The sequence below is a fragment of the Maritimibacter sp. 55A14 genome (assembly GCF_003122205.1).
Classification (GTDB): domain Bacteria; phylum Pseudomonadota; class Alphaproteobacteria; order Rhodobacterales; family Rhodobacteraceae; genus QEYE01.
On the sequence record NZ_QEYE01000008.1, the window covers coordinates 109,038 to 128,167 of the forward strand.

Here is a 19,130-nt window from a genome sequence, read left to right on the forward strand (position 1 = left end):
GATGCAGACATTCGATCTCGAAGCCGAAGGGCTGCGGGCGCTCAACGCCTCGCTCCATGCCCTGAAGGGCGATACCAACACCACCGCCTGGGAAATCATCAACCCGCGCGGCAGCCATGCCATCGCGGTGGGCGTCGATGCGCCGCTCGACATCACCGTGCGCGGCTCCACCGGCTATTACTGCGCTGGAATGAACAAGCTTGCGACGATCCGCGTGGCGGGCAATGCCGGACCCGGCGTGGCCGAGAACATGATGTCGGGCACCGTGATCATCGACGGCGACGCCAGCCAGTATGCCGGGGCCACCGGGCGGGGCGGCACGCTGGTCATCAAGGGCAACGCGGCGTCGCGCTGCGGCATCTCGATGAAGGGCATCGACATCGTCGTGCACGGCAATGTCGGGCATATGTCGGCCTTCATGGCGCAGTCCGGCAATCTGGTGGTCTGCGGCGACGCGGGCGAGGCGCTGGGCGACAGTCTCTACGAGGCGCGGCTTTTCGTGCGCGGCTCGGTCAAGAGCCTGGGCGCCGACTGCATCGAGAAGGAGATGCGCCCGGAACATGTCGAGCTGTTGCGCGATCTGCTGGTGCGCGGCGATTGCGACGCCGACCCGTCGGAGTTCCGCCGCTACGGCTCGGCCCGGAAGCTCTACAATTTCGACATCGACAACGCGTCGGCCTATTGAGGGGCAAGGACATGAACGACCATTCGCCCAAGATCCCGCAAACCCTGCCGCGCCAGTCGGCGACCTTCACCAACGAGATCAACTCGGAGATAAGGCGCGCCGCGGCGACCGGCATCTACGATATCCGCGGCGGCGGCGCCAAGCGGCGGGTGCCGCATTTCGACGACCTGCTCTTTCTCGGCGCGTCGGTCAGCCGCTACCCGCTGGAAGGCTATCGCGAGAAATGCACGACCAACGTCACGCTGGGCACCCGCTTCGCCAAGAAGCCCATCGAACTGGCGATCCCCGTGACCATCGCGGGGATGAGCTTCGGCGCGCTCTCGGGCGCCGCGAAGGAGGCGCTGGGGCGCGGCGCGACCTTGGCCGGCACCTCGACGACGACCGGCGACGGTGGCATGACCGAGGAAGAGCGTGGCCATTCCAAGACGCTGGTCTATCAGGTTCTGCCGTCGCGCTACGGCATGAACCCCGACGACCTGCGCCGCGCCGACGCGATCGAGGTGGTCGTGGGGCAGGGCGCCAAGCCCGGCGGCGGCGGGATGCTGCTGGGCCAGAAGATCACCGACCGCGTGGCCGAAATGCGCACCCTGCCCAAGGGGATCGACCAGCGTTCCGCCTGCCGCCACCCGGACTGGACCGGGCCGGACGATCTGGAGATCAAGATCCTGGAACTGCGCGAGATCACCGGCTGGGAGAAGCCGATCTACGTGAAGATCGGCGGCACGCGGCCCTATTACGACACCACGCTGGCGGTGAAGGCGGGCGCGGATGTCGTGGTGCTCGACGGGATGCAGGGCGGCACGGCGGCCACGCAGGATGTCTTCATAGAACATGTCGGCATTCCGACGCTGGCCTGTATCCGGCCGGCGGTGCAGGCGCTTCAGGACATGGGGCTTCACCGCGAGGTGCAACTCATCGTCTCGGGCGGCATCCGCACCGGGGCCGACGTGGCCAAGGCGATGGCGCTGGGCGCGGACGCCGTGGCCATCGGCACCGCGGCGATGGTGGCACTTGGCGACAACGACCCGCATTGGGAGGCAGAGTACCAGAAGCTCGGCACGACCGCCGGTGCCTATGACGACTGGCACGAGGGCCGCGACCCGGCGGGCATCACCACGCAGGATCCGGACTTGGCCGCCCGGCTCGACCCGATTGCCGCGGGGCGCCGCTTGCGCAATTATCTCTCCGTGCTGACGCTGGAGGCCCAGACCATTGCCCGCGCCTGCGGCCATAACAGCCTGCACAACCTGGAGCCGGAAGACCTCTGCGCGCTGACCGTGGAGGCCGCGGCGATGGCCCGCCTGCCGCTGGCCGGAACCAACTGGATCCCCGGCGCCGGCGGGTACTGAAAGAATTGGCCCCCGGCGAAGACCGGGGGCGCAGGAACGAAACCAACAGGGAAAACGAGAACATGGCAAAAGACCTCGCCGCATTCGCCGCAGAGACCGGCGTCAAGTATTTCATGATTTCCTTCACCGACCTTTTCGGCGGGCAGCGCGCCAAGCTGGTCCCTGCGCAGGCCATCGCCGACATGCAGGCCGATGGTGCTGGCTTTGCCGGCTTCGCGACGTGGCTCGACATGACGCCGGCGCATCCCGACATGCTGGCGCTGCCCGATCCGGATTCGGTCATCCAGTTGCCGTGGAAGCCCGAAGTGGCCTGGGTGGCCGCCAACCCGATGATGGAGGGCGAGGACGTGGCGCAGGCCCCGCGCAACGTATTGCGCCGCCTGATCGCCGAAGCCGCGGCCGAAGGGATGCACATGAAATCGGGCGTGGAAGCGGAGTATTTCCTGCTCACCCCGGACGGCTCGGCGCTGAGCGACGAACTCGATACGGCCGAGAAACCCTGTTACGACCAGCAGGCGGTGATGCGCCGCTACGACGTGGTGCGCGAGATCTGCGACTACATGCTGGAGCTCGGCTGGGGCCCCTACCAGAACGACCACGAGGACGCCAACGGCCAGTTCGAGATGAACTGGGAATTCGACGACGCGCTGGTGACGGCGGACCGGCATTCCTTCTTCAAGTTCATGACCAAGTCGATCGCCGAAAAGCACGGCCTGCGCGCGACCTTCATGCCCAAGCCCGTCGAAGGGCTGACGGGCAACGGCGCGCATGTGCATATCTCGGTCTGGGACGCGCCGGGCGACAAGGCGAAGACCAATGTCTTCGCGACGAAGAAAGGCACCGGCCCGACAGGCGAGTTGGGGCTTTCCGAACAGGGCGCACATTTCCTGGGCGGCATCATGAAACACGCCTCGGCGCTGGCCGCGATCACCAATCCGACGGTCAATTCCTACAAGCGGATCAACGCGCCGCGCACCACATCGGGGGCCACATGGGCGCCCAACACGGTGACATGGACCGGCAACAACCGCACCCATATGGTGCGCGTGCCGGGGCCGGGCCGCTTCGAGTTGCGCCTGCCGGACGGGGCGGCCAACCCCTATCTGCTGCAGGCGGTCATCATCGCGGCGGGCCTCAGCGGCATCCGGCACAAGGCCGATCCCGGCAAGCGCTGGGATATCGACATGTATGCCGAGGGCCACAAGGTGCGCGGCGCGCCGAAACTGCCGCTCAACATGCTCGACGCGCTGCGCGCCTATGACAAGGACAAGGAGCTGAAGGCGATGATGGGCGCGGAGTTCTCTGCCGCCTTCACCAAGCTCAAGCACCGCGAGTGGAATTCCTTCGTGTCGCATTTCTCCAAATGGGAGAAGGAGAACACGCTGGATATCTAGTTTCCCGACCCCAAGCCGACCGCGCGCCTCCGTCAGCCCGGCGCGCGCAGGCCCATCTCGGCGAGCAGGGCGGCTGTGTCCGCCCGCCAGTCGGCCAGCAGTTCGGCGTTGGAGCGGTGGCGCAGACCGAAGTCGCGCTGCTGGTCCAGCCGGGTGCTGTCGGCGGCGCCGAAACTGGCGGCCACGCGCGGCCACCAGTAATCCACCGAGGCCTGCGCGGCCTCAAGCGCGCCGTCCTCCAGCAGCTTGCGCAACCCTTCCTCGCCCAGTTCAGCGTGGCGCGTCTCCACCGGCAGGATGGCGCGGAACGCCTCGGCCAGCGGCTGGTAGGAGACGCGCGAGAACTCGGCCAGTTGCACGGTGACCGCGCGGCCCATCAGCACGTTCATCACCACCGCGTCCAGCCAGCCTTCCAGCGGGTAGTGGAAGACCGAGAGCCGCATGTCCCCGCCGCTTCGCGTCGGGCCGATATCGGCATCGCGCGCCAGCCGCGCGGTCCAGGGCTGGTGGGTGGCGTATTTCGCGGTGTCGGCGCCGAATTCGGCCATCACCGCCAGCACGCGGCCCGCATGATCGGCCTTTTCGAGAACGATCCGCGCGGCGGCGATACGCTCGGCGATGCCGGGGGCCTCGTTGATGATGTCGGCGAAGCCGGCGGAACCGGCCATCTCGCTGTCCACGAAGGTCGCCATCAGGCGCATCAGCTCGGCGCGATAGCGCGGCGGCACGTTTTCGGGATTGGACAGGACCCCGCCCCGGGCGAGGTAGTCCGCGATGCTCATCGTGTCGGCCATGGCGTCCCCCTCACTGGTCATAATCGACCACCAGCCTGTCGCTCAGCGGGTAGCACTGGCAAGTCAGCACGTAGCCCCGCTCGACCTCGTAATCCTCCAGCGCGTGGTTGGCGATCATCTCCACTTCGCCTTCCAGAACCCGCGCGCGGCAGGTCGAGCAGACCCCGGCCTTGCAGGCGAAGGGCGCATCCATGTCCGCCGCGATCGCGGCTTCCAGCACGCTCTGGCCGTCCTTGGGCATGGTGAAGTTCTGCACCGCGCCGTCGAGCGTGATGGTCGCCGCGCAGGTGTTTCCCTGGCTCTGCGCTGCGGCGGAGACGGCTCTGCGTTTCAGCCGCCCCGGCTGGGCGCTGGCGAAAAGCTCGAACTTGATCTGCGCGTCGCTCATGCCGTGCTCGCGCAGCGCCTGCGCTATGCCCAGCATCATCGGCTCGGGTCCGCAGATGAAGGCCATGTCGGCGCCTTCCACGTCGATCCAGAGCCGGAAGAGCTGCGCGCATTTCGCGGCATCCACGCGGCCGGTGAAAAGGTCGATCTCCTCGCCCCCGGCCTCCAGAATATGGATCACGTTGAGCCGGCCCAGATAGCTGTTCTTGAGATCCTCCAGTTCCTCACGGAACATGATCGTGTTCACCGCACGGTTGGCATAGACCAGCGTGAAGCGCGATTTCGGCTCCCGCGCCAGCACGCTTCGCACGATCGACAGCACCGGCGTGATGCCGGAGCCGCCGGCGAAGCCCAGGTAGTGCCGCGCCGCATCGGGCGCCAGCGCGGTGTGGAAATTGCCCATCGGGGCCATCGCCTCCAGCCGGTCGCCGGGCTGAAGCGCCTCGTTGGCCCAGGTCGAGAAGGCGCCGCCCTCCACCCGCTTGATGCCGACTTGCAGCAGCCCGTCATCGAGCCCCGCACAGATCGAGTAGCTGCGCCGCAGCTCCTCGCCGTCGAAATCGTGGCGGAAGGTCAGGTACTGGCCGGGCAGGAAGGCGAAGGCCGCCGGGTCGTCGGGTTCAAGCGTGACCACCACGGCGTCGCGGATGGTCTTCTGGACATCGGTCACGGTCAGGGGGTGGAAGCGGGCCATGCGCCTCTCCTCAGATGCACTTGAAATAGTCGAACGGCTCCAGGCAGCCGCGGCAGCGCCACTGCGCCTTGCAGGGGGTGGAGCCGAACTGGCTGATCCGCTCCAGGTCGGTGCCACCGCAATGCGGACAGCGCGCGGGACCGCCCGCGGGCTGGGGCGGCGCGATGCCGTAGGCTTCCAGCTTCTCGCGCCCCTCGTCGCTCAGCCAGTCGGTGGTCCAGGGCGGCGAGAGGCGGCGCTCGATGCGAAGGTTTTCGATGCCGCGGGCGCGCAGCGCCGTCTCGATATCGAGTGCAATGATCGAGGTCGCGGGGCAGCCCGAATAGGTCGGCGTGACATGCACCACCAGCGTGTCGCCCTGCCATTCGACCGAACGCACGATGCCCAGATCGGTGACCGAGATCACCGGGATCTCCGGGTCCGGAACCTCTGCCAGCCAGTCCCAGACCTGGGCGGTAGAGGGCAGGGTCGTGCTCACCACCTCGCCCCCGGATAGGCGCGCTGCAACCACTGCATCTCGGTCAGGACATGGCCCAAATGCTCGGTATGGCGGCCGGACTTGCCGCCCTTGTGGGCAAATCCGCTATCGGGAATGTCGAGCGTGGCCTGGCTCAGCACCCGGCCCGTCAGCGCGTCCCAGTCGGCGCGCAGGGTGGACGGGTCGGGGGCGATCCCGACCTCGGCCAGCACGCAATCCACATCGTCGGCCACGAACATCTCGAGCGCGTAGGGCCAGTGCTCGTCCAGCGCGGCCTGCATGCGTGCATGGCTCTCCGCCGTGCCGTCGCCAAGGCGCACCACCAGATCGGCGGAGCGTTCCAGGTGATAGGCCACTTCCTTGGACGCTTTGGCGGCGATCTGGGCCACGCGCGTATCCGCGGATTTCATCAGCCCCGCAAGCATCAGGCTGGCGAAGGCGTCATAGAGGAACTGGCGCATCACGGTGCGCCCGAAATCGCCGTTGGGGCGTTCGACCAGCAGCAGGTTGCGGAAATCCCAGGCGTCGCGCAGATAGGCCAGATCGTCGGCGTTGCGTCCCTTGCCCTCGATCTCGCCGGCGAGGCTCAGCCACATCTGCGTCTCTCCGATGAGGTCGAGCGCGGTGTTGGCCAGTGCGATGTCCTCCTCCAGGATCGGCGCATGACCGCACCATTCCGAGACCCGGTGGCCCAGGATCAGCGTCGTGTCGCCCAAGCGCAGGCAGAACTCGAACAAGGCCTCGTCGCGGGTCATCACATCGCCCCCACGTCGTCGGGGATGTCGAAGAAGGTCGGGTGCCGGTAGACCTTGTCGTTCGAGGGGTCGAAGAGCGGCCCCTTCTCGCCCGGTGCGGAGGCGGTGATGTCGGCGGCGCGCACCACCCAGATGCTCACCCCCTCGTTGCGGCGGGTATAGACGTCGCGCGCATGGCGGATCGCCATTTCCGCATCCGAGGCGTGCAGGCTGCCCACATGGCGGTGCGACATGCCGTGCTGGCCGCGGATGAAAATTTCCCAGAGCGGCAGTTCGTTACTCATCGGATATCTCTCCTATTCCGCCGCCACCGGGCCGCGGTGCTTGGCGGCATGGGCCATCAGCCCCTCGCGCACCCAAGCGCCGTCATCCCAAGCCTTGCGGCGCGCGGCCATGCGTTCGACGTTGCACGGCCCGTTGCCCTTCAGGACCTCGAAGAACTCCTCCCAGTCGGGTTCGGAGAAGTCGTAATGGCCGCGCGCCTCGTTCCACTTCAAATCGGGGTCGGGGACGGTCAGGCCCAGATACTCGGCCTGCGGCACGGTCTGATCGACGAATTTCTGGCGCAGCTCGTCATTGGTGTTGATCTTGATCTTCCAGGCCATCGACTGCGCGGAGTGCACGCTCTCGGCATCCGAGGGGCCGAACATCATCAGTGAGGGATACCAGAACCGGTCCAGCGCGTCCTGCGCCATGCGGCGCTGTTCCGGCGTGCCGTTCGCCATCTTCATCATGATGTCGTAGCCCTGCCGCTGGTGGAAGCTCTCTTCCTTGCAGATGCGGATCATGGCGCGGGAATAGGGGCCGTAGGAGGTACGTTGCAGCGGCACCTGGTTCATGATCGCGGCGCCGTCCACCAGCCAGCCAACCGCGCCGATATCGGCCCAGGTGAGCGTGGGATAGTTGAAGATCGAGGAGTATTTCATCTTCCCCGACAGAAGCTGGCGCGTCAGCTCGTCGCGGCTGATGCCCAGCGTCTCCGCCGCACAGTAGAGGTAGAGCCCGTGCCCCGCCTCGTCCTGCACCTTGGCCAGCAGGATCGCCTTGCGCTCCAGCGTGGGGGCGCGGGTGATCCAGTTGCCCTCGGGAAGCTGGCCGACGATCTCGGAATGGGCGTGCTGGCCGATCTGGCGGATGAGCGTCTTGCGATAGCCCTCGGGCATCCAGTCCTTCGGCTCGATCTTCTCGCCCGCATCCACACGGTCCTGGAAATGGCGCTCTTCGGGCGACATCTCCTCGCGGCTCTTGATGCCGCTGCCGGTCGATTTCACCATCTGTGCATACATCTCGTGCCTCCCGGTCGTCAGACCCGTTCCAGAATGATCGCGATCCCCTGTCCCACGCCCACGCACATCGTGGCCAGGGCGTAGCGCCCGCCGCTGCGGCGAAGCTGATAGGCCGCCGTCAGCACCAGCCGCGCGCCCGACATGCCCAGCGGATGGCCCATCGCGATGGCCCCGCCATTGGCGTTTACATGGGGCGCGTCGTCGGGCAGGTCCAGTTCGCGCAGCACCGCCAGACTCTGTGCGGCGAAAGCCTCGTTCAACTCTATCACATCCATCCGGTCGAGCGTGAGCCCGGCGCGCGCCAGAACCTTTTGCGTGGCCGGCACCGGGCCGATGCCCATGACGCGCGGCTCCACCCCGGCGGCGGCCATGGCGACGACGCGGGCGACGGGCGTCAGTCCGTGAGTGGTGGCCGCCTCGCCCGAGGCCAGAAGCAGCGCCGCCGCGCCGTCGTTGACGCCCGAGGCGTTGCCGGCGGTGACCGACAGGTCGGGTCCGTTCACGCCCTTGAGCTTCGCCAGTTTCGCTGCGTCGGTACCGGGGCGGGGGTGTTCGTCGGTGTCCACGAGAACCGGCTCGCCCCGGCGCTGCGGCACCTCGACGGGCACGATTTCCTCGGCGAAGAGCCCGGCCTTCTGCGCCGCTTCCCAGCGCGCCTGACTGCGAGCCGCAAATGCGTCCTGGTCGGCGCGGCTGACATCGTAGTCGGCGGCCACGTTGTCGGCGGTCTGGGGCATCGAGTCGGTTCCGAAAGCGGCTTGCATCTTCGGGTTCACGAAGCGCCAGCCGATGGTCGTGTCGTAGATCGCGTTGGCGCGGGAGAACGCCGTTTCCGCCTTGGGCATGACGAAGGGTGCGCGGCTCATGCTTTCCACACCACCCGCTATCACCAGATCCTGGTCGCCCGCGCGGATGCCGCGTGCGGCCAGCCCGACCGCGTCCATGCCCGAGCCGCAGAGCCGGTTGACCGTGGTGCCGGGCACCTCCACCGGCAGCCCGGCCAGAAGCGCAGCCATGCGCGCGACGTTGCGGTTGTCCTCGCCCGCCTGGTTGGCGCAGCCATATATGACGTCGTCCAGCGCCGCCCAGTCCACGCCCGGATTGCGGGCCTTGAGCGCGGCGATGGGCGCGGCGGCCAGATCGTCGGCGCGCATCGACGCCAAGGCGCCGCCGTAGCGGCCGATCGGTGTGCGGATCGCATCGCAGATGAAAGCGTCCATGCCGGACTTGTCCTCCCGAATCGCAGTGGTTTCTATTCCCGACCGCATGGTCGGTGATAGCAGGTCGGGCGGCAACGAGCAAATGAAATGTTACACATAAATCTTGATGTGAAAATAATTGTAACGCTATCCGGTGACTGCACTCCCAATATTTTACCAATTGATAAAAAATAACCCTTGTGGCAGAGTTGACCCGAGGAAAAGCGAAGAATGGGAGGTGACCTTGGCCAAATCCGTATCCACGCCGGGGATCGTGGCGGGGCGGCTGAGCCCGGCCGAACTGTCCGAGAATTTCTCCGACCTTCATCCGCCCTTCGACCGGCATGAGGCCGCCGTGGCCGCGGATCGCTGCTATTTCTGCCATGACGCGCCCTGCGTGACGGCCTGCCCGACCTCGATCGACATCCCGCTCTTCATCCGTCAGATCGCCACCGGTACGCCCGAAGGCGCGGCCCGCACGATCTTCGACCAGAACATCCTGGGCGGCATGTGCGCGCGCGTTTGCCCGACCGAGACGCTCTGCGAGGAAGCCTGCGTGCGCGAGACGGCGGAGGGTAAGCCGGTCGAGATCGGGCGGCTGCAACGCTACGCCACCGACACGGCGATGGCGCGCGGCAGCCACCCCTACACCCGCGCCGCGCCGACCGGCAAGCGCGTCGCCGTGGTGGGGGCGGGCCCGGCGGGGCTGGCCTGCGCGCACCGCCTGGCCATGCACGGCCATGACGTGACGCTCTACGATGCGCGGCCCAAACCCGGCGGGCTGAACGAGTTCGGCATCGCCAGCTACAAGACCGTCGGCGGGTTCGCCGCGGCCGAGGTGGAATGGCTTCTGGGGATCGGCGGCATCACGCCGGAACTGGGCCGGCGGCTTGGCGGTGATCTGACACTGGAGGCATTGCGCGACGGTTTCGACGCGGTTTTCCTGGGAGTCGGGCTTGCCGGGGTCAATGCCCTGCGCACCGAGGGCGAGGACAGGAACGGCGTGCGCGATGCGGTGGATTTCATCGCCGAACTGCGCCAGGCGGAGGACCTGACCGCGCTGCCCGTGGGCCGGCATGTCGTCGTCATCGGCGGCGGCATGACGGCGGTGGATGCCGCGGTGCAGGCCCGCCTGCTGGGCGCCGAGCAGGTCTCGCTCGTCTACCGGCGCGGGCGCGACCGGATGAACGCCTCGCAATTCGAGCAGGACCTCGCGGCCTCCAAGGGCGTGCGGATCATCACCAACGCGCAGCCCCTACAGGTCATCGGCAACGGTGCGGCGCGCGAGGTCGAGTTCGCCCGCACCGAGGAAACCGCCGAGGGTCTGCGCGAGACAGGCGAGACCTTCCGGCTGCGTGCCGATCAGGTCTTCAAGGCGATCGGGCAGCGGCTCCACGGCGCGCCAGAGACGCTGAAACTCGACGGAAGCAAGATCGCCATCAGCGGGGCCGGGCGGACCAGCGTGCCGGGGGTCTGGGCCGGCGGCGACTGCGCTTCGGGCGGCGACGACCTGACGGTGACGGCGGTGGCCGAGGGCCGCGATGCGGCCGAGGAAATCCATGCCGCGCTGAGCGGCTGAGGCTTGGCGCCGCGGCGCCGGACACAGGCACAGGACGGCCCTCCGCGGGCCGCGCGAGAAGGAGACGCAAGAATGGCAACATTGCAGACGGACTTCATCGGCATCAGGTCGCCCAACCCGTTCTGGCTGGCCTCCGCGCCGCCCACGGACAAGGAATACAATGTCCGCCGCGCCTTCGAGGCCGGCTGGGGCGGGGTCGTGTGGAAGACGCTGGGGCTCGACCCGCATGTGGTCAATGTGAACGGTCCGCGCTACGGGGTGGTCTATGGCGCCGACCGGCGGGTGCTGGCGCTCAACAATATCGAGCTGATCACCGACCGGCCGCTCCAGACCAATCTCGACGAGATCAAGGCGGTCAAGCGCGACTGGCCCGACCGGGCGATGATCGTCTCGCTCATGGTGCCCTGCGAGGAGCAGTGCTGGAAGGATATCCTGGCACAGGTCGAGGAGACCGGCGCGGACGGGATCGAGCTGAATTTCGGCTGCCCGCACGGGATGAGCGAGCGCGGCATGGGCTCGGCCGTTGGCCAGGTGCCTGAGTATATCGAAATGGTCACGCGCTGGTGCAAGGCGGCCACGCGGATGCCGGTGATCGTCAAGCTGACCCCCAACGTGACCGACATCCGACGCCCGGCGCGCGCCGCGCTGGCCGGCGGTGCGGATGCGGTCAGCCTGATCAACACGGTCAATTCCATCACTTCGGTCGATCTCGACCTGATGGCACCGGAGCCCACGATTGACGGCAAGGGCAGTCATGGCGGTCTCTGCGGTCCGGCGGTCAGGCCGATCGCGCTCAACATGGTGGCCGAGATCGCCCGCGACGCGGAAACCGCTGGGTTGCCGGTCTCGGGCATCGGCGGCGTGACCACCTGGCGCGACGCGGCGGAGTTCATCGCGCTGGGCGCGGGCAACGTGCAGGTCTGCACGGCGGCCATGACCTACGGCTTCCGCATCGTGGAGGAACTCAAGGCCGGGCTGCTGCGCTACATGGAGGGAAAGGGCCATGACCGGATCGAGGATTTCCGCGGCCGCGCCGTGCCCAATGTGACGGACTGGCAGTATCTGAACCTCAACTACGTCACCAAGGCCCGGATCGACCAGGACGCCTGCATCAAATGCGGACGCTGCTATGCCGCCTGCGAGGACACCAGCCACCAGGCGATCGCCATGACGGAGGGCCGCGTCTTTGAGGTGATCGACGAGGAATGCGTGGCCTGCAATCTCTGCGTCAATGTCTGCCCGGTGGAGAATTGCATCACGATGGAGCGCCTGCCGGCGGGCGCGGTCGACCCGCGCACCGGGCGCAGCGTGCAGGCGGATTATGCGAACTGGACCACGCATCCCAACAACCCAGCGGCCAAGGCCGCGGAATGATGCGGCGGCGCGTGCCGCGCCATTGCCATTTCCCCATCCCCGCCGGTGGCGGGGACGGATCCGGCCGCGCGGGTGGATCAGTCCGGTCGCAGGAGTTTGGTGTAGAGCAGGTCGAGGAACGCCGCGGCGCCGGGAAAGGGATCGGTACCGGGTTCATCCAGGATCATGCCGATCTGGGCGTCGAAATCCGCGTAGTGCTGGGTCGTGGCCCAGATCGAGAAAATCAGGTGATACGGGTCGATATTGGCGATCTTGCCGGCCCGCGCCCAGCCTCGGATCACCGCGGCACGGTCGTCCACCAGCGTCTTGAGATCGCCGCGCAGGACCGCCTCGATGCGCGGCGCGCCCTGCAGGATTTCATTGGCGAAGAGCCGGCTTTCGCGGGGATAATCGCGTGAAAGCTCCAGCTTGCGCTGCACATAGGCGCGGATCTCGCCGATCGGGTCACCCGCCGGATCAAGCTCCCGCAGCGGGTCGAGCCAGGTGTCGAGCAGCCCCGCGAGAAGTTCGGCATGGATGTCTTCCTTGCTGTCGAAATAATAGAGCAGGTTCGGCTTCGACAGCCCCGCGGCCTGCGCGATCTGGTCGAGCGTCGCGCCGCGGAACCCGTAGCTGGAGAAGACCTCGAGCGCCGCATCGAGGATCGCCTGGCTGTTTTTCTGCTGAATGCGTGTGCGCCGCCGTCCGTCCGGTTTGTTCAAAAGCTCGCCTCTCGCACTTGAAACTTGACTGTCCGCTCCGGACTGATAGCGTCGATTTTGACCGAATGGTCAGAAGAAGTCCATGGGCCGCGGGGCGGAAGCTCAAGCTGCTGACGCCGCTGCGGGACGGGAATGCAGCGAGGGCCATGTGTGCGATACGGCGTAGCTGCGCATCGCGCGGGCGGCTCGGGCCTTGGCGGGCCCGAAGTCGGGCAGGGCACCTGGATGGCACCTGTTGCGCCGGCCCGCGCGCGCCATGACGGCGGAGCACGCCGGAAACGGCGGCGGCGAGGGACCACCGCATAACGACAGGGAGGACGACATGGCCGCACCGGGCGAGAACCTACGGATCAACGGCGACCGGCTCTGGGACAGTCTCATGGAGATGGCCAAGATCGGGCCGGGCGTGGCGGGCGGCAACAACCGCCAGACCCTGACTGACGCCGACGCCGATGGCCGCGCGCTGTTTCAGTCGTGGTGCGAGGCGGAGGGCTGCAGCATGGGGCTCGACCAACTCGGCACCATGTTCGCCCGGCGCGAGGGCACCGACCCGGACGCGTTGCCGGTCTATGTCGGCTCGCATCTCGACACGCAGCCCACGGGCGGGAAATACGATGGCGTGCTGGGGGTGCTGGGGGCGCTGGAAATCGTGCGCACGCTCAACGATCTGGGGATCAGGACCAGGCACCCGATCGTCGTCACCAACTGGACCAACGAGGAGGGTACGCGGTTCGCCCCGGCGATGCTGGCCTCGGGCGTTTTCGCGGGCGTGCATGAGCAGGCCTGGGCCGAGGACCGGCAGGACGCGGAGGGCAAACGCTTCGGCGACGAACTCGACCGTATCGGCTGGCGCGGCGCGGAGGAGGTGGGCGCGCGCAAGATGCATGCCTTCTTCGAGTTGCATATCGAACAGGGCCCGATCCTGGAGGCCGAAGGCAAGGATATCGGCGTCGTCACCCACGGTCAGGGCCTCAGCTGGACGCAGGTCACGATCACCGGCAAGGAGGCGCATACCGGATCGACGCCCATGCCGCTGCGCCGGAATGCCGGGCTCGGCATGGCGCGGGTGCTGGAGAAGGTCGAGGAGATCGCGCTCTCCCACGCGCCCGATGCGGTGGGCGCGGCGGGCCATATCGACATCTACCCCAACTCGCGCAACGTGATCCCCGGCAAGGCGGTCTTCACCGTCGATTTCCGTTCCCCCGATCTGAGCGTGATCGAGGACATGGAGAAACGCCTGCGCGACGAGGGCGGCAAGATCGCCGAGGAGATGGGCCTCGGGATCGAGTTCGAGAAGGTCGGCGGCTTCGACCCGGTGGAGTTCGACGAAACCTGCGTGACCGCCGTGCGCAACGCCGCCGAACGCCTGGGCTATTCCCACCGCGACCTGATCTCGGGCGCCGGGCATGACGCCTGCTGGATCAACCGCGTGGCGCCCACGGCGATGGTGATGTGCCCCTGCGTCGACGGGCTGTCGCACAACGAGGCCGAGGAGATTTCCAGGGAATGGGCCACGGCGGGGGCGGATGTGCTGATGCACGCGGTGGTGGAGACGGCGGGGATCGTGGAGTGAAACCGTATCGCAAGCCCTACTTCTCTTTTGGTTTAGGCGGAGGTGAAGGCTGCGACGGCTTCGGTCTGGGCGGTTCTCCGCGAGTATTCCCTTTGTCAATTGGTTCGGGCGGCTTTACCATTTGGGTGCTCCATGAGACAAAGTGACGAACAAACGACACTGAGTAGCGAAAAGCTACTAATGGAAGCATACCGCTTAGCCGAACAGAATGTACAGTCACAGGTTGATCTGGCACTTGCAGCAGATCAGCGCGCGGCAAGTTTCTGTGGGTTATGCATTGCTGCCATTGCCGCATTGGTCGGTTTGACGGACAATCAAAACACTGAATGGCATACCGGCATCGCGGCAGCAATGTTGTCAATTTCCGCCTTTCTTTCTGCCTTTGCGTTGCGGCCTGTGAAGTTTCATATTCGCGGACTTCCATTCGAAAACTTCAAAGAGGATATTGAGAATAAAAGGGAATTTTCTGAAGTTATAGAAGATCTTGGTCAAATCTATGACAATTTGATCTCGGAAAACCGAAAGAGGATCAAGCGTAACGCTCGATGTTTCAGGTGCGCGATTTACTGTGCGATTTTAGGACTGCTATTCATGGTTGTTCCTTTCAGCATTCAACCTTTTGTCCCGAATGACAATCCGTCAACTTCAACCGGAGGCACCCAATGACCACCAAAGTCATCAAGAACGGCACTGTCTGCACCGCCGACCGCACCTGGAAGGCCGATGTCCTGATCGAGGGTGAGACGATCAAGCAGATCGGTGCGGACCTGAAGGGCGACGCGTATATCGACGCCACGGATGCCTATGTGATCCCCGGCGGCATCGACCCGCACACCCATCTGGAAATGCCCTTCATGGGCACCACGGCGGCCGAGACCTTCGAGACCGGCACCTGGGCGGCAGCCTGCGGCGGCACCACGATGCTGGTGGATTTCTGCCTGCCGGGCGCGGACGGGTCGATCAGGAACGCGATCAACGAATGGCACCGCAAGTCGGCGCCGCAGATCTGCTCGGATATCGGCTATCACATGGCCATCACCGGCTGGAACGAGACCATATTCAGCGAGATGAAGGACGCCGTCGAGATGGGCGTCAACTCCTTCAAGCATTTCATGGCCTACAAGGGCGCGCTGATGATCGAGGATGACGAGATGTTCGCCTCCTTCAAGCGCTGCAAGGAGTTGGGCGCGCTGCCGATGGTCCATGCCGAGAACGGCGATCTGGTGGCCGATATGCAGCAGCAGATGCTGGAACAGGGGATTACGGGGCCGGAGGGGCATGCCTATTCCCGCCCGCCCGAGTTCGAGGGTGAGGCCGCCAACCGCGCCATCACCATTGCCGATGCGGCAGGCGTGCCGCTCTATATCGTGCATGTCTCCTGCGAGCAGGCGCATGAGGCGATCCGGCGCGCGCGTCAGAAGGGCATGCGCGTCTATGGCGAACCGCTGGTGCAGTTCCTGACCCTCGACGAGAGCGAGTATTTCAACAAGGATTGGGACCATGCCGCGCGGCGCGTGATGTCGCCGCCCTTCCGCAACAAGGAGCACCAGGACAGTCTCTGGGCCGGGCTGCAGGCCGGCTCTCTGCAGGTGGTGGCGACCGACCATGCCGCCTTCTCGACCGAACAGAAGCGGATGGGGCTGGGAGATTTCACCAAGATCCCCAACGGCTCCAACGGGCTGGAGGAACGGCTGGCGGTGCTCTGGACGCGGGGCGTGGAAACCGGGCGGCTTACGCCCAACGAGTTCGTCGCGGCGACCTCGACCAATGTTGCGAAAATCCTCAACATCTACCCCAAAAAGGGCGCCATCGTCGAAGGGGCGGATGCGGATATCACCGTCTGGGATCCGAAGATTTCCAAGACGATCAGCCAGGCCAACCATCATTCGATCCTCGACTATAACGTGTTCGAGGGCTTCGAGGTCTCCGCGCAGGCGCGCTACACCATTTCGCGCGGCGAGGTGATCTGGGCCTGGGGCCAGAACTCGCAACCCCAGCCCGGCCGCGGCCGCTTCGTGCCGCGTCCGGCCTTCCCCTCGGCGCATCAGGCGCTCAGCAAGTGGAAGGCGCTGACTGCGCCCAAGCAGATCCACCGCGATCCGATGAACATTCCGGCGGGGATTTAGGGAAAAGGCCAGCCAGTGAGCGAGCAACCTGTTGTAAGGGCTGAAACTCTCAGCCTCACCTTCCAGACCAACGACGGCCCGGTTCACGCCCTCAAGGACGTGAGCCTCGACGTGCAAAAGGGCGATTTCGTAAGCTTCATCGGCCCCTCGGGCTGCGGCAAGACGACCTTCCTGCGCTGCATGGCCGATCTGGAGCATCCCACCGGCGGGACGATCTCCGTCAATGGCGTGAGCCCCGGAGCCGCGCGGAGCGCGCGTGCCTATGGCTATGTGTTCCAGGCGGCGGGGCTTTATCCCTGGCGCACGATCGGCGGAAATATCCGCCTGCCGCTGGAGATCATGGGCTACTCCAGACCCGATCAGGACGCACGGGTGAGCCGGGTGTTGGAACTGGTCGATCTGACCGGATTCGAGAAAAAATTCCCCTGGCAGCTTTCGGGCGGAATGCAGCAGCGCGCCTCCATCGCGCGCGCGCTGGCTTTTGACGCCGATATCCTGCTGATGGACGAGCCATTCGGGGCGCTGGACGAGATCGTGCGCGACCATCTGAATGAGCAGTTGCTGAGCCTCTGGGACCGGACCGACAAGACGATCTGTTTTGTCACCCACTCGATTCCCGAGGCGGTTTATCTGAGCACCCGCATTGTCGTCATGTCGCCGCGTCCCGGCCGGATCACCGACGTGATCGAAAGCCCGCTGCCCCGCGAACGCCCACTCGACATCCGCGACACGGCCGAATTTCTGGAGGTCGCCCACCGGGTGCGCGAGGGGTTGCGGGCAGGGCACGCCTATGAGGGGTGACGCGGCCTTCCGCGCCCGGCCCGGCGCAGCCCCCCGCCATGCGCAGACTGGGGGCCTTCACCTTTCACGGCCATCGGCTCTCCAGCCTGTACCGCCCGGACAACGTGCCACGCAAATGGTTTCGCCTTTCCTAAAATACTCAAGGCGCGCCGCGTGGGGCGGGCGTTCCGGTGAAGAGTTTCGTGCCTCCGGCGGGAGTATTTCGGGAAAGATGAAGACCTGGGAGCAGCGCGGATGAGGTCGCTTCTGCCGATCCTGAGCGTGGTCGCCGCGATTGTCGCGATCTGGTATGCGGGTGCGGTCTGGATGAACAGCCAGTGGACGCTGGACCAGGCCGCGCGCGCGGGACAGAGCCTGAGCCTGCGCGAGGTCGTGGCAGATACGATGGTGCAGGAGCGCCCGAAACTGCCCGCGCCGCATCAGGTGGCCGCGGAGCTTTGGCAGACCACGGTGGAGAAGACGGTCACTTCCAAGCGCAGCCTGGTCTATCACGGCTGGATCACGCTCTCGGCCACGCTTTTGGGTTTTGCCATCGGCACCGGGCTGGGGATCGTGCTGGCCATCGGCATCGTGCTCAACCGGGCGATGGATATGAGCGTCATGCCCTGGGCGATCGCCTCGCAGACCGTGCCGATCCTGGCCATCGCGCCGATGATCATCGTGGTGCTGAACTCCGTCGGTGTCACCGGGCTTTTGCCCAAGGCGGTGATCTCGGCCTATCTGTCGTTCTTTCCGGTGGTCGTGGGCATGGTGTCGGGGCTGCGCAGCCCCGATGCGATGCAGATGGACCTGATGCGAACCTGGAACGCGAGCCGCGCGCAGGTTTTCTGGCGCCTGCGCCTGCCCGCCTCGCTGCCCTATCTCTTCACCTCGCTGAAAGTTGGCGTCGCGGCGAGCCTGGTGGGCGCCATCGTGGGCGAGTTGCCGACAGGCGCCGTGGCCGGGCTGGGCGCGCGTCTGCTGGCGGGCAGCTATTATGGGCAGACCGTGCAGATTTGGTCGGCGCTGATCGGCGCGGCGATCCTGGCGGCGCTGATGGTGGGCGCGATCGGGCTGGTACAGCGGACGACGCTGCGGCGCTTGGGGATGGACCGATGATCTGGCTTCTCTTCGCGGCGCTCTTCTGGGCTGGGGCGCTGGCCCTGAACGTGCGGCTGTCGCGCGGCGCAGCGGGTCGCGGCGTACGCCTGCTGGTGCCGGCGATCTTCGGGCTCACGATCGTCGTCGTCTGGGAGGCGGTGGTGCGCGGTCTGGCGGTGCCCGGCGTGATCCTGCCCGCGCCGACGGCCATCGCGGTGCGTTTCGCGGCCAGCCTGCCGGTTCTCTGGGACGATTTCGTGCAGACATTCGTCAAGGGTGCGCTGTCGGGCTATGCGATCGGCTGCGGGGCGGCGGTGGCGGTCGCGATCATGATCGACCGCTCGCCCTTCCTGCGGCGCGGGCTCCTGCCGGTCGGCAATTTCGTGGCCGCCCTGCCGATCATCGGCACCGCGCCGATCCTCGTGATGTGGTTCGGGTTCGACTGGCAGTCCAAGGCCGCGGTTGTCGTGGCGATGGTGTTCTTTCCGATGCTGGTCAACACCGTGCAGGGGCTGGCGGCGGCCGGCGCGATGCAGCGCGACCTGATGCGCACCTATTCCGCATCCTACTGGCAGACGCTCCTGAAGCTGCGCCTGCCCGCGGCGATGCCCTTCATCTTCAACGGCCTGAAGATCGCGACCACGCTGGCGCTGATCGGGGCCATCGTGGCGGAGTTTTTCGGATCGCCCACGCGCGGCATGGGGTTCCGCATCTCGACCGAGGTCGGGCGGCTGGCGCTCGACATGGTCTGGGCCGAAATCGTGGTGGCGGCGCTCGCCGGTTCGGCCTTCTACGGCGCGGTCGCGCTGCTGGAAAAGGGGGTGACCTTCTGGCACCCTTCGCAACGCCGCTGACAACATGGTCAAAACAACTGG

General features: G+C 66.2%; 19 protein-coding genes. 11 read left to right on the plus strand and 8 right to left on the minus strand.

Annotated elements, in window-relative coordinates; all coding sequences use genetic code 11:
* Nucleotide 1: 1 nt before the first annotated feature.
* The 3 genes from DDZ14_RS08780 (at nucleotide 2) to glnT (ending at nucleotide 3,428) form a co-directional block, all read left to right on the plus strand.
* Nucleotides 2-685 carry a GXGXG domain-containing protein gene (locus DDZ14_RS08780; RefSeq protein ID WP_109424588.1) on the plus strand — a complete coding sequence of 228 codons (684 nt, stop codon included), beginning with the start codon at nucleotides 2-4 and terminating at the stop codon, nucleotides 683-685.
* Between the two features lie 11 nt (nucleotides 686-696).
* On the plus strand, nucleotides 697-2,034 hold the full coding sequence (locus tag DDZ14_RS08785) for an FMN-binding glutamate synthase family protein (protein ID WP_109424589.1): 1,338 nt from the start codon (nucleotides 697-699) through the stop codon (nucleotides 2,032-2,034).
* Nucleotides 2,035-2,096: 62 nt separating this feature from the next.
* Nucleotides 2,097-3,428: a type III glutamate--ammonia ligase gene (gene glnT / locus DDZ14_RS08790; protein WP_109424644.1), complete on the plus strand. Its 1,332-nt coding sequence runs from the start codon at nucleotides 2,097-2,099 to the stop codon at nucleotides 3,426-3,428.
* 32 nt (nucleotides 3,429-3,460) lie between these two features.
* Here the strand turns inward: glnT and DDZ14_RS08795 are convergent, their stop codons facing one another.
* The 7 genes from DDZ14_RS08795 to pcaF are packed head-to-tail and all read right to left on the minus strand — an operon-like array spanning nucleotide 3,461 to nucleotide 9,042.
* Entirely contained in the window at nucleotides 3,461-4,222 is a 762-nt protein-coding gene (locus DDZ14_RS08795; RefSeq protein WP_109424590.1) for a Phenylacetic acid catabolic protein, read from the minus strand.
* A gap of 10 nt (nucleotides 4,223-4,232) precedes the next feature.
* A complete protein-coding gene (locus DDZ14_RS08800; protein WP_109424591.1) occupies nucleotides 4,233-5,303 on the minus strand; it encodes a 2Fe-2S iron-sulfur cluster-binding protein in 1,071 nt (356 codons plus the stop codon).
* Between the two features lie 10 nt (nucleotides 5,304-5,313).
* Nucleotides 5,314-5,781 (minus strand): 1,2-phenylacetyl-CoA epoxidase subunit PaaD, encoded by a 468-nt coding sequence (paaD, locus tag DDZ14_RS08805; RefSeq protein WP_109424645.1) that lies wholly within the window; start codon nucleotides 5,779-5,781, stop codon nucleotides 5,314-5,316.
* Nucleotides 5,778-6,536 carry a 1,2-phenylacetyl-CoA epoxidase subunit PaaC gene (paaC, locus tag DDZ14_RS08810; RefSeq protein ID WP_109424592.1) on the minus strand — a complete coding sequence of 253 codons (759 nt, stop codon included), beginning with the start codon at nucleotides 6,534-6,536 and terminating at the stop codon, nucleotides 5,778-5,780. The genes paaD and paaC overlap by 4 nt, the downstream gene beginning before the upstream one ends.
* The gene (gene paaB, locus DDZ14_RS08815; protein ID WP_109424593.1) at nucleotides 6,536-6,820 is read right to left on the minus strand and encodes a 1,2-phenylacetyl-CoA epoxidase subunit PaaB; all 285 of its coding nucleotides are present in this window, start codon (nucleotides 6,818-6,820) and stop codon (nucleotides 6,536-6,538) included. Before paaB ends, paaC begins: the two co-directional genes overlap by 1 nt.
* Before the next feature lie 12 nt (nucleotides 6,821-6,832).
* Nucleotides 6,833-7,822: a 1,2-phenylacetyl-CoA epoxidase subunit PaaA gene (gene paaA, locus DDZ14_RS08820; RefSeq protein ID WP_109424594.1), complete on the minus strand. Its 990-nt coding sequence runs from the start codon at nucleotides 7,820-7,822 to the stop codon at nucleotides 6,833-6,835.
* Between the two features lie 17 nt (nucleotides 7,823-7,839).
* Entirely contained in the window at nucleotides 7,840-9,042 is a 1,203-nt protein-coding gene (gene pcaF / locus DDZ14_RS08825; protein WP_109424595.1) for a 3-oxoadipyl-CoA thiolase, read from the minus strand.
* Between the two features lie 223 nt (nucleotides 9,043-9,265).
* On the opposite strand from pcaF, the gene DDZ14_RS08830 reads away from it, so the two are divergent.
* Nucleotides 9,266-10,600 (plus strand): NAD(P)-dependent oxidoreductase, encoded by a 1,335-nt coding sequence (locus DDZ14_RS08830; RefSeq protein WP_109424646.1) that lies wholly within the window; start codon nucleotides 9,266-9,268, stop codon nucleotides 10,598-10,600.
* A 72-nt stretch (nucleotides 10,601-10,672) separates the two neighbouring features.
* Complete coding sequence (preA, locus tag DDZ14_RS08835) at nucleotides 10,673-11,974, plus strand: NAD-dependent dihydropyrimidine dehydrogenase subunit PreA (protein ID WP_109424596.1); 1,302 nt, start codon at nucleotides 10,673-10,675, stop codon at nucleotides 11,972-11,974.
* Nucleotides 11,975-12,051: 77 nt separating this feature from the next.
* Here preA and DDZ14_RS08840 read toward each other — a convergent pair whose 3' ends face one another.
* A complete protein-coding gene (locus DDZ14_RS08840; RefSeq protein ID WP_109424597.1) occupies nucleotides 12,052-12,675 on the minus strand; it encodes a TetR family transcriptional regulator C-terminal domain-containing protein in 624 nt (207 codons plus the stop codon).
* Nucleotides 12,676-12,997: 322 nt separating this feature from the next.
* Between DDZ14_RS08840 and DDZ14_RS08845 the strand changes: the two genes are divergently transcribed.
* The 6 genes from DDZ14_RS08845 to DDZ14_RS08865 all read left to right on the plus strand — a co-directional run bounded on the left by DDZ14_RS08845 (nucleotide 12,998) and on the right by DDZ14_RS08865 (nucleotide 19,109).
* Nucleotides 12,998-14,248: a Zn-dependent hydrolase gene (locus tag DDZ14_RS08845; protein WP_109424647.1), complete on the plus strand. Its 1,251-nt coding sequence runs from the start codon at nucleotides 12,998-13,000 to the stop codon at nucleotides 14,246-14,248.
* Nucleotides 14,249-14,380: 132 nt separating this feature from the next.
* Nucleotides 14,381-14,914: a hypothetical protein gene (locus tag DDZ14_RS19370; RefSeq protein ID WP_146193122.1), complete on the plus strand. Its 534-nt coding sequence runs from the start codon at nucleotides 14,381-14,383 to the stop codon at nucleotides 14,912-14,914.
* Entirely contained in the window at nucleotides 14,911-16,374 is a 1,464-nt protein-coding gene (gene hydA / locus DDZ14_RS08850) for a dihydropyrimidinase (RefSeq protein ID WP_109424598.1), read from the plus strand. The genes DDZ14_RS19370 and hydA overlap by 4 nt, the downstream gene beginning before the upstream one ends.
* Nucleotides 16,375-16,389: 15 nt before the next feature.
* Nucleotides 16,390-17,175 (plus strand): ABC transporter ATP-binding protein, encoded by a 786-nt coding sequence (locus DDZ14_RS08855; RefSeq protein WP_109424599.1) that lies wholly within the window; start codon nucleotides 16,390-16,392, stop codon nucleotides 17,173-17,175.
* A 234-nt stretch (nucleotides 17,176-17,409) separates the two neighbouring features.
* The gene (locus DDZ14_RS08860; protein WP_109424600.1) at nucleotides 17,410-18,273 is read left to right on the plus strand and encodes an ABC transporter permease; all 864 of its coding nucleotides are present in this window, start codon (nucleotides 17,410-17,412) and stop codon (nucleotides 18,271-18,273) included.
* A complete protein-coding gene (locus tag DDZ14_RS08865) occupies nucleotides 18,270-19,109 on the plus strand; it encodes an ABC transporter permease (protein ID WP_109424601.1) in 840 nt (279 codons plus the stop codon). The genes DDZ14_RS08860 and DDZ14_RS08865 overlap by 4 nt, the downstream gene beginning before the upstream one ends.
* Nucleotides 19,110-19,130: the final 21 nt, after the last annotated feature.

Bases quoted from the DNA above. Each gene is read 5' to 3' on its own strand.
- DDZ14_RS08780 (WP_109424588.1), top strand. From the start codon at position 2: ATGCAGACATTCGATCTCGAAGCCGAAGGGCTGCGGGCGCTCAACGCC.
- DDZ14_RS08785 (WP_109424589.1), top strand. From the start codon at position 697: ATGAACGACCATTCGCCCAAGATCCCGCAAACCCTGCCGCGCCAGTCG.
- glnT (WP_109424644.1), top strand. From the start codon at position 2,097: ATGGCAAAAGACCTCGCCGCATTCGCCGCAGAGACCGGCGTCAAGTAT.
- DDZ14_RS08795 (WP_109424590.1), bottom strand. From the start codon at position 4,222: ATGGCCGACACGATGAGCATCGCGGACTACCTCGCCCGGGGCGGGGTC.
- DDZ14_RS08800 (WP_109424591.1), bottom strand. From the start codon at position 5,303: ATGGCCCGCTTCCACCCCCTGACCGTGACCGATGTCCAGAAGACCATC.
- paaC (WP_109424592.1), bottom strand. From the start codon at position 6,536: ATGACCCGCGACGAGGCCTTGTTCGAGTTCTGCCTGCGCTTGGGCGAC.
- paaB (WP_109424593.1), bottom strand. From the start codon at position 6,820: ATGAGTAACGAACTGCCGCTCTGGGAAATTTTCATCCGCGGCCAGCAC.
- paaA (WP_109424594.1), bottom strand. From the start codon at position 7,822: ATGTATGCACAGATGGTGAAATCGACCGGCAGCGGCATCAAGAGCCGC.
- pcaF (WP_109424595.1), bottom strand. From the start codon at position 9,042: ATGGACGCTTTCATCTGCGATGCGATCCGCACACCGATCGGCCGCTAC.
- preA (WP_109424596.1), top strand. From the start codon at position 10,673: ATGGCAACATTGCAGACGGACTTCATCGGCATCAGGTCGCCCAACCCG.
- DDZ14_RS08845 (WP_109424647.1), top strand. From the start codon at position 12,998: ATGGCCGCACCGGGCGAGAACCTACGGATCAACGGCGACCGGCTCTGG.
- DDZ14_RS19370 (WP_146193122.1), top strand. From the start codon at position 14,381: ATGAGACAAAGTGACGAACAAACGACACTGAGTAGCGAAAAGCTACTA.
- hydA (WP_109424598.1), top strand. From the start codon at position 14,911: ATGACCACCAAAGTCATCAAGAACGGCACTGTCTGCACCGCCGACCGC.
- DDZ14_RS08860 (WP_109424600.1), top strand. From the start codon at position 17,410: ATGAGGTCGCTTCTGCCGATCCTGAGCGTGGTCGCCGCGATTGTCGCG.
- DDZ14_RS08865 (WP_109424601.1), top strand. From the start codon at position 18,270: ATGATCTGGCTTCTCTTCGCGGCGCTCTTCTGGGCTGGGGCGCTGGCC.